This is a genomic window from Aeromicrobium sp. PFPM2_SD2, assembly GCF_057364525.1.
The window spans coordinates 1-8,552 of sequence record NZ_JBNFNZ010000056.1; the positions used below are offsets into that span (position 1 = coordinate 1).

Sequence of the window (8,552 nt, forward strand, 5' to 3'; positions counted from 1 at the left end):
CCGGCCCCCCAGTCGCGCAGCAGGGCCTCGACCGCGCGCGGCGGGCCGGAGACAGGGGTGAGGGAGGCGGGGGCGTCGACGTCGTGCGGGCTCATCGCGGTCATCGTCTCACCGGGGCGCCTCCCCGCCGCCCGGCGGCGGCGCCGCGACTGCCTGGCAGACTGACCCCTCGTGACCTCCCTCAGCCTGTGGATCCAGGGCGCCCGCCCGCGCACCCTCCCCGCCGCCGTCTCGCCCGTGCTCGTCGGCACCGGCGCGGCCGTCCTGGCCGACGGGTTCGTCTGGTGGAAGGCGCTCCTGGCACTCGGGCTGTCGCTGGCGCTGCAGGTCGGCGTGAACTACGCCAACGACTACTCCGACGGCGTCAAGGGGACCGACGCCGACCGGGTCGGGCCGCTGCGCCTGGTCGGCTCGGGCAGCGCGTCGGCGTCCGCGGTCAAGCGCGCGGCGCTGCTCTCGCTGGCCGTCGGCGCCCTGTTCGGCCTCGCGCTGGCCGCCACGACGACCTGGTGGTTCCTGCTCGTCGGCGTCGCCGCGCTGGCCGCCGCCTGGACGTACACCGGCGGCCCGAGCCCGTACGGCTACAAGGCGCTCGGCGAGGTCAGCGTCTTCGTGTTCTTCGGCCTCGTCGCCGTGGCCGGCACCACCTACGCCCAGGCCGAGACGTTCACATCCGCGACCTGGGCCGGCGCCGTGGGCATCGGGGCCCTGGCCTGCAACATCCTCGTGGCCAACAACCTGCGCGACATCCCCACCGACACGGTCAGCGGCAAGCGGACGCTCGCGGTCGTGCTCGGCGACGCCGGCACGCGGCGCTTCTTCGTCCTGCTGGCCCTGGTGGCGGCTGCGTGCCTGGTGTGGGCCGCCTTCTCGACGCCGTGGGCGCTGCTCGGCGCGATCGGCCTGCTGCCGCTGGTGCGCGCGACCCGCGTCGTGCTCGGTGGCGCGACCGGTCCCGCGCTCGTGCCGGCGCTGGCCGTCACCGGCCAGGCCGAGCTGCTCTACGCGATCGGCCTCGGCGGCGGTCTCGCGCTCGGCGCGCTCTAGCTACATCCCGAGGTAGCGCCCGGGGCGGTGGTTGAGCGCGATGACGACGTTCATCACGACGGCGCCGATGGCCGAGCACAGCACCAGCGTCGGGGACGCGACCGTGAACGCACCCAGCACGACCGCGACGTCCAGGCACATCTGGACGTAGCCCGCGTTGAGGCCGAGCCGCTCCTGGGCGAGCAGCGCCATGACGTTGAAGCCGCCCAGGCTGGAGCCGTGGCGGAACAGGATGAGCATGCCGATGCCGCACAGCAGGTTGCCGGCGACCGCCGCGTAGAGCGCGCTGCCGGGGTGCAGGTCGGGCAGGGCGTGCGGGTGCAGCGCCGAGAACGCCGAGACCAGGCCGACGCCGAGCACCGTCTTGGCCGCGAACGCCCAGCCCTTGAGGATGCCGCCGAGCACGAAGAACGGCGTGTTCACCAGCAGGAACAGCCACGCGAACGGGATCGGCGCGACCTGGTCGATCAGCAGCGATAGGCCCGCGGTGCCCCCGGTGACGAGCTCGGCGGACTTGAGCAGGTGGACGCCCAGCGACACCACGAACGTGCCGATCAGCAGCGCGAGCGCGTCCTCGACCCGGGTGTGCGGCGTGGGCGTCAGGACGCCCGGGGGCGGGGTGCTCGTGTCGGTCACTCGGTCTCCTGGGTCGCGAGGACGCCGGTGCGGTCGAAGGCGTCCAGCACCGCCGCGTAGGGCGTGGGGTCGAGGTCGTGCTCGGCCAGCCACGCGTCGTCGTAGTAGGTGTGGGCGTAGCGCTCGCCGCCGTCGCACAGCAGCGTCACGACGCTGCCCTGCTCGCCGGCCGCGCGCATCCGCTCGACGACGGTCAGGGCGGCCCACAGGTTGGTGCCGGTCGAGCCGCCGACCGGCCGACCGAGGCGCTGCGAGGCCCAGCGCATGGCCGCGATCGAGGCGGCGTCCGGCACGCGCAGCATGTCGTCCACGACCCCGCCGACGAACGAGGGCTCGACCCGCGGACGTCCGATGCCCTCGATGCGCGGACGGCAGCCGGTCACGACGTCGGAGGTGTCCTGGTCCCAGCCGTCGTAGAACGCCGAGCCGTCGGGGTCGGCGACCAGCAGCCGGGTGGGCAGGCGGCGGTAGCGCACGTACCGACCGATCGTGGCCGACGTCCCGCCGGTGCCGGCGCTGACCACGACCCACGACGGCACCGGGTGCGGCTCGGCGGCCATCTGCTCGTAGATGGACTCGGCGATGTTGTTGTTGCCGCGCCAGTCGGTGGCCCGCTCGGCGAACGTGAACTGGTCCATGTAGTGCCCGCCGCACTCCCCGGCGACCCGCGCCGCCTCGGCGTAGACCTCACCGGCCTCGTCGACGAAGTGGCAGCGGCCGCCGTACCACTCGATGAGCGCGATCTTCTCGGCGCTGTGGTGCGGGGCATGACGGCGACGAACGGCAGGCCGAGCAGGCGGGCGAAGTAGGCCTCCGAGACCGCGGTGGAGCCGCTGGACGCCTCGACGACCGTGCTGTCGGGGCCGAGCCAGCCGTTGCACAGGGCGTACAGGAACAGCGAGCGGGCCAGGCGGTGCTTGAGGCTGCCGGTGGGGTGCACCGACTCGTCCTTCAGGTACAGGTGGACGCCCTCGACCGGCAGCTCGAACGCGTGCAGGTGGGTGTCGGCGCTGCGGTTGGCGTCGGCCTCGACCCGGCGGACGGCCTCGTCGATCCAGGCCCGCGCCTCAGTCGACGTCTTCGGCACGCCGCGACTCCTCGATGCGGCGGGTGACGCCTGCCGCGCGGTCGGCGACCTGGCGCGCGAGCTCGTCACGCAGGCCGCGCAGCGCGATCAGCGAGATGATCGCCGACACGATCAGGGCACCGAGCGCCGCGAACAGCGTCATGGTGTCGTCGACCTTGAAGAACATCGAGAGGACGACGAAGACCACGGCGAAGCAGGCCACGAACAGGCCGAGCCGGGCCAGGGTGTACTTCCAGAACGCGCTCACGCCTCCGAGCCTACTTCCCCGGCCCCGTAGGCTGGATCCATGGGCAAGGCACTCATCGTCGTCATCGCGGTCGCGCTCGCCGTCTACGCGTTGTTCGACGTGATCAGCACGCCGCGCCAGGACGTCCGGGTGCTGCCCAAGCCGCTGTGGCTCGTCACGGTGCTCATCATCCCGCTCGTCGGCCCGGTCGCGTGGCTGCTGGTCGGCTCGCGCCGCCAGGGACCCGCCTCGCGCGGACCCGGCCCTGGCCGTCCGCGCCCGCTCGGCCCCGACGACGACCCGGACTACCTCCGCGGCCTCTGAGCCCGTTCCCCGACCGGCCCCGCCGAGCGTGACGTTCGAGGGGCCTGATTGCTCGACACCGCCCCCGAACGTCACGCCCGACGCACGTCAGCGTGCGAGCACCGCGACGACGGGACGCGCCCTACCGGTCCCAGCGGAACAGGCGCGCGGCCAGCAGCGCGAGCACCGCGGTGAACGTGAGCAGCATGCCGATCGGCGCGGCGACGGACGCCGGTCCCTCCCCGCGGACCATGACGTCGAGCATCCCCTCGTTGAGCCACTTGAGCGGCAGCACCTCGGAGACGGCGCGCACCCAGCCCGGGGCGGCGTCCAGCGAGAAGAACGAGCCGGACAGGAAGGCCATCGGCAGCACGACGAAGTTGGCCATGCCGACCGCGCCCTCCTCGGTGCGGGCCACGGAGCCGGCCAGCAGACCCACCGAGAGGAACGCGAGCGTGCCGGCGAGCAGCAGCGGGACGATCATCCACCAGCTGCCGGTGAGCCGGAGGCCGAAGGCGGCGACGCCGAGCCCGACGAACACAGCGCCCTGCACCGCAGCCACGCCCAGGCTCACGACCACGCGGGCCATGACCACCGAGGACGTGCGCACGGGTGCCAGCCGCAGGCGACGCAGCAGCCCGTTCTTGCGCCACACCACGAGGCTGGTCGCGGCGCCGAACGTCGCGCTCATCGCCACGGCCCAGCCGAGCAGACCGGGCGTGACGTACTGGATCGTGTCGAGCGACTCGTCCTCGACCTGCTCGACGCCCAGCTGGTACGCCGGCGCCTGGCCGCTCGCCGCGACGTTGGCGGACTGGACGATCGACTGGAAGACGCCACGCACCGTCGCGGCCACGATGCTGTCGGCCTGGGAGTAGTACACGACGACGCGGTCCCCCTGCTGCAGCACGGCCGCGTCGACGTCGCCGGAGCGGACGTCCTGCAGCGCCCCGTCGCGGTCGTCGGACCGTCGCACGTCGAGCGCGTCCTCGGTGGCCTGACGAGCCTCGGGCGCCGCGTCGTCGAGCAGGGGCACGGCGCCGACCTGGACGACCTCCGGGCGCGGCGCCTCGTCGTTGGCGAGCAGCCCGCCGAACAGCACGAGGAACATCAGCGGGAAGACGAGCGAGAAGAACACGGCCATGCGGTCGCGCAGGAACCCGCGCACGAGCGCGAGGGCCAGGCTGCGGAAGGCGGTCACGAGCGGTACTCCCGTCCGGTCAGCGACAGGAAGACGTCCTCCAGGCTCGCGCCGCGCACGGCCAGGCCGGCGAGGGCGTCGCGCTCGGCCAGCGCCGCGAGCACGCGTGACGGCTCGCGCGTGGTCAGCTCCAGGCCGGCGTCGGACTCGCGGACGTCGGCGGCCCCGACGAGCGCCTCGGCGTCCGGGCGCGAGAGCGCGCCGGGCTCGAGGTTGATGCGCACCGGGGCGTCGAGGTCGCGCACGAGCGCGGCAGGCGTGTCGAGCCGCAGGACGCGCCCGGCGTCCATGATCGCGACCCGGTCGCACAGCGCCTCGGCCTCGTCCATGTAGTGCGTGGTCAGCACGACGGTGCGACCGGACTCGTTGAGCCCGCGCAGCACGTCCCAGAGGTTGCGCCGGGCCTGCGGGTCGAGCGCCGCGGTCGGCTCGTCGAGGAAGACCACCTCAGGGTCGTGGACGAGCGCACAGGCGATGGACAGCCGCTGCTTCTGGCCGCCGGACAGGTCCTCGGTGCGGACGTCGGCCTTGTCGGCCAGGCCGACCTGCTCGAGCAGCTCGCCGCCGCGTCCGGCCGGGACGCCGTACAGCGCGCCGAAGGTGTCGATCTGCTCGCGGACCGTGAGCCGCTCGAAGAACGCCGACGCCTGCAGCTGCACGCCGATGACGCGCTGCAGCGCGGCGTCACGGCGGCGCGGGTCGTGCTCGCCGATGCGGACGGTGCCGGCCTGCGGCACGCGCAGCCCCTCGATCATCTCCAGCGTCGTGGTCTTGCCCGCGCCGTTCGGGCCGAGCAGGCCGAAGAACTCGCCCGGCCGGACCGCGAAGCTGACGTCGTCCACGGCGCGCAGGTCGCCGTAGGTCATCGTCAGGCCGACGACCTCGATGCCGAGTCCCATGCGCCGCACCCTAGCGGTGCCACCCGACGGTCGGCGCGGGTCGCGTTCCGCTGAGTGTGACGTTCCGGGGCCGAAACCGTCCGAATCGCCCCAGAAACGTCACACTCAGCGTGAAGGCGACGCCAGCGCGACCGGTGAGACTCAGCGCTCGTGGCGCGGGACGTCGCGGGGGTGCACGCCGGCGCGCCACCGCTCGAGGTAGACGCTCAGGACTGCGTCGGTGTCCGGGTCCTCGCCGCCGGGCACGTTGCCGTACCGGAAGCTGTTGCGCAGCGTCGTCTCGTCACGCGTCCCCTCGCGTGTCGCGATCTTTCACGCGTGGCGGTACGCCCGGTACGCGGAGTCCTGACCGTCACCGTGCCACGGCAGCAGGCCGATCAGCACGTCGAGCACGAACCCGACCACGGGCTACTTCGCGTAGGAGTGCAGGCCGGGGACGAACAGGTTCACGCCGACGAAGTTGAACACGAACGTGGCGAAGCCGACCAGGCACAGGATGGCCGCGGCCTTGCCCTTCCAGCCGGCGGTGGCGCGGGCGTGCAGGTAGCCGGCGTAGACCACCCACGTGATGAACGCCCAGACCTCCTTGGGGTCCCAGCCCCAGTAGCGGCCCCAGGCGTACTGCGCCCAGATCGGGCCCGAGATGAGCGCGGCGAACGTCCACACCGGGAAGGCGAAGGCGTTGACGCGGTAGGCCAGCTGGTCCATGCGCGCGGCCGACGGCATGCGCCAGAGCATGCCCGTGCGGGCCTCCTCGGGCGTGCTGCGCTCGGCGCGCGACTTCACCAGGAACAGCGCCGACGCAGCCGCGCCGATGACGAACGCCGAGCCGGCGATCATGGCCGCCAGCACGTGCATGACGAGCCAGTACGAGTGGAGGGCCGGGACGAGCGGGCCGGCCGGGACGTAGACCAGCATCGAGGCGCCGAGGACGACCGTTCCCAGGCCGGTGATGATGCTGCCGACCCAGTCGATGTCCCAGACCTTGACCAGCACGAGGTAGGCGACCAGCGCGCACAGGACGGCGGCGCAGCCGAACTCGTACATGTTGCCCCACGGCACGCGCTCGGCGGCGAGGCCGCGGGTGACCATGCCGGCGAGCAGCACGAGGGCGGCCAGCGTGGTGAGCGAGTAGCCGATGCTGCCGGCCATCGTGAAGCGCGTCTCGCGCGTCTCGACCTCGTCGGCGGCCGGGGCGTCCGCGTCGGCACCGCCGGCGGCGACCAGCACGGGCTCGGGGGCGACCTTGCGCGCCACGGCCCACTGCACGAGGTAGGCCAGGAACGCGAGCCCCAGGACGACGGTCGCCGAGGCGATCGCGTAGTTCGAGAACTGGGCGTACTGCTCGAGGCTGCGCTCGCTCATGCCTTGTCTGCCTTCTCCTTCGGGGCCTCGAGCGCGAGACGCTCGAGGAGGTCGTCCAGGTCGCCGGTGACGTCTCCGCGCGGCACGCGGTCGAGTGCGGCGACCTCCACGATCGTACGCGAGCCGTCACGACGGGCCCGGATCCACGTGCGCCGGGGCTTGATCGACAGCGACAGGATCAGTCCGAGCACGCCGACGACCACCCCGACCAGCGGCACGACCTTGCCCGGGGACGCCGCGATCTGCAGCCGGGCGAACTGGCGCAGCTCGACGAACTCGATCCGCGTGCCGTCGGGCAGCACCTGCTCCTGGCCCGGGCTCAGCGAGATGCGGAAGTTGCTGCCGTCCTCGTTCTTCACCTGCGTCATATCGTCCTTGTCCAGGACGTACACCGACTGCGGGACGCCGTCGTCCAGGCCGAGGTCGCCGGTCCAGGCGAACAGGCCGAGGATCGGGTTCGCCGCCGCCGGGAAGATCGAGACCGACGCCTCGTCGTCGCCGGTGGTGACGGCCGTCGGCAGGAAGAAGCCCTGGAAGCCGATCTGGTACGGCTGGGCGTCGGGCACCTTCACGACACCGCTGGACGTGTAGGTGGGGTCCTCGGGCAGGAACGGGACCGGCCCGTCGAAGGCGACGTTGCCCTGCGGGTCGGTCACCTTGACCACGGGGGCGTAGCCCTGGCCCACGAGGAAGACGTCCGTGCCGTCGACGCTCAGCGGGTGGTTGACCTGGATGTCGAAGTCGCCGCTCTCGCCGTCGGGCGCCGTGTACTCGCCGCGGGCACGGAACATCCGCGGCGCGCCGCGCTGCTCGCCGGTGGTCTGGAACTTGGCGGTGACGTCGTCCATCTGCAGCGAGAACGGCGGCAGGTCGTGGGCCTCGAACCAGGACCCGGAGGAGAACTCGTCGTACTGGGTCAGGCTGTTGGAGAACCCGGTGCCCTCGACCACGACGGCCGAGCCGCGGTAGCCGAGCAGGGCGCCGGCGGCGACGCCGACCAGCACCACGACCAGGCTGACGTGGAAGACCAGGTTGCCGGCCTCGCGCAGGTAGCCCTTCTCGGCGCGCACCTCGGCGACCTGGTCGTCGGCGACCACGTCGACCCGGTGGCCGCGCAGCGCCCCGCGGGCGGCGGCGACGACCTCGTCGAGCGAGGCGTCGGTCTCCAACGAGGTCGAGACGGGCAGCCGCAGGAGGTTGCGCGGCGCCCTGGGCGGACGCGCCCGCAGCGCCTTCGCGTAGACGATGGCGCGCGGGATGATGCAGCCCACCAACGAGACCATGAGCAGCAGGTAGATGGCGCTGAACCACGGCGACGTGTAGACGCTGAAGAAGCCCAGGTCGTCCAGCACCGGGGCGAGCTTGGGGTTGCGCGCGAAGTACGACTGCACGGCCTGCGCGTCCACCCCGCGCTGCGGGATGAGCGAGCCCGGGACGGCCGCGATGGCCAGCAGCAGCAGCAGGAACAGCGCCGTGCGCATCGAGGTGATCTGGCGCCACAGCCAGCGCAGCATCTCGCGCCCGCCGAGCTCCGAGGCCAGCCTCCGGTCGGCGTTCTTGTCGCCCTTCTCGCTCACAGGGGCAGCTCCGTTCCACTGATCCAGCCGCGCATCTCGTCGACCATGCCGTCCCACAGGCCGCTGACGAGCAGGACGCCCATCGCCACCAGCAGCGCCCCGCCGACCAGGCCCACGACGCGCTGGTGGCGCTTGAACCAGCGCAGCGCGCGGGTGAAGCGCGCGAACGCGACCGCGGCCACCACGAAGGGGATGCCCAGGCCCAGGCAGT

General features: G+C 72.6%; 8 protein-coding genes and 2 pseudogenes. 2 read left to right on the plus strand and 8 right to left on the minus strand.

Annotated features, from left to right (window positions below):
* The first annotated feature begins 171 nt into the window (after window positions 1-171).
* Window positions 172-1,047, plus strand: a complete 876-nt coding sequence (locus AC2W7G_RS04870) for a 1,4-dihydroxy-2-naphthoate polyprenyltransferase (protein WP_485867445.1) — start codon at window positions 172-174, stop codon at window positions 1,045-1,047.
* Here the strand turns inward: AC2W7G_RS04870 and AC2W7G_RS04875 are convergent, their stop codons facing one another.
* From AC2W7G_RS04875 to AC2W7G_RS04885, 3 genes and pseudogenes are all read right to left on the minus strand, one after another.
* Window positions 1,048-1,683, minus strand: a complete 636-nt coding sequence (locus AC2W7G_RS04875) for a YitT family protein (RefSeq protein ID WP_485867446.1) — start codon at window positions 1,681-1,683, stop codon at window positions 1,048-1,050. It lies immediately after the preceding gene.
* A pseudogene (gene cds1, locus AC2W7G_RS04880) lies at window positions 1,680-2,839 on the minus strand (L-cysteine desulfhydrase Cds1). Before cds1 ends, AC2W7G_RS04875 begins: the two are co-directional and overlap by 4 nt.
* Window positions 2,751-3,017, minus strand: a complete 267-nt coding sequence (locus tag AC2W7G_RS04885; RefSeq protein ID WP_485867447.1) for a DUF4229 domain-containing protein — start codon at window positions 3,015-3,017, stop codon at window positions 2,751-2,753. Before AC2W7G_RS04885 ends, cds1 begins: the two are co-directional and overlap by 89 nt.
* Window positions 3,018-3,056: 39 nt before the next feature.
* On the opposite strand from AC2W7G_RS04885, the gene AC2W7G_RS04890 reads away from it, so the two are divergent.
* A complete protein-coding gene (locus AC2W7G_RS04890) occupies window positions 3,057-3,320 on the plus strand; it encodes a PLD nuclease N-terminal domain-containing protein (RefSeq protein ID WP_485867448.1) in 264 nt (87 codons plus the stop codon).
* 121 nt (window positions 3,321-3,441) lie between these two features.
* Here the strand turns inward: AC2W7G_RS04890 and AC2W7G_RS04895 are convergent, their stop codons facing one another.
* The 5 genes and pseudogenes from AC2W7G_RS04895 to AC2W7G_RS04915 form a co-directional block, all read right to left on the minus strand.
* Window positions 3,442-4,500, minus strand: coding sequence for an ABC transporter permease (locus AC2W7G_RS04895; RefSeq protein ID WP_485867449.1), 1,059 nt, complete (start codon window positions 4,498-4,500; stop codon window positions 3,442-3,444).
* A complete protein-coding gene (locus AC2W7G_RS04900; protein ID WP_485867450.1) occupies window positions 4,497-5,399 on the minus strand; it encodes an ABC transporter ATP-binding protein in 903 nt (300 codons plus the stop codon). Before AC2W7G_RS04900 ends, AC2W7G_RS04895 begins: the two co-directional genes overlap by 4 nt.
* 408 nt (window positions 5,400-5,807) lie before the next feature.
* Window positions 5,808-6,764: a c-type cytochrome biogenesis protein CcsB gene (ccsB, locus tag AC2W7G_RS04905; RefSeq protein ID WP_485867451.1), complete on the minus strand. Its 957-nt coding sequence runs from the start codon at window positions 6,762-6,764 to the stop codon at window positions 5,808-5,810.
* On the minus strand, window positions 6,761-8,341 hold the full coding sequence (gene resB / locus AC2W7G_RS04910; protein WP_485867452.1) for a cytochrome c biogenesis protein ResB: 1,581 nt from the start codon (window positions 8,339-8,341) through the stop codon (window positions 6,761-6,763). Before resB ends, ccsB begins: the two co-directional genes overlap by 4 nt.
* Window positions 8,338-8,552: pseudogene (locus AC2W7G_RS04915) on the minus strand (cytochrome c biogenesis protein CcdA); the annotation flags it as partial. The pseudogene AC2W7G_RS04915 and the gene resB, both read right to left, overlap by 4 nt.

What these genes read in the sequence shown, in the direction of transcription:
- AC2W7G_RS04890 (WP_485867448.1), top strand. Translation starts at nt 3,057, where the DNA reads ATGGGCAAGGCACTCATCGTCGTCATCGCGGTCGCGCTCGCCGTCTAC.
- AC2W7G_RS04900 (WP_485867450.1), bottom strand. Translation starts at nt 5,399, where the DNA reads ATGGGACTCGGCATCGAGGTCGTCGGCCTGACGATGACCTACGGCGAC.
- ccsB (WP_485867451.1), bottom strand. Translation starts at nt 6,764, where the DNA reads ATGAGCGAGCGCAGCCTCGAGCAGTACGCCCAGTTCTCGAACTACGCG.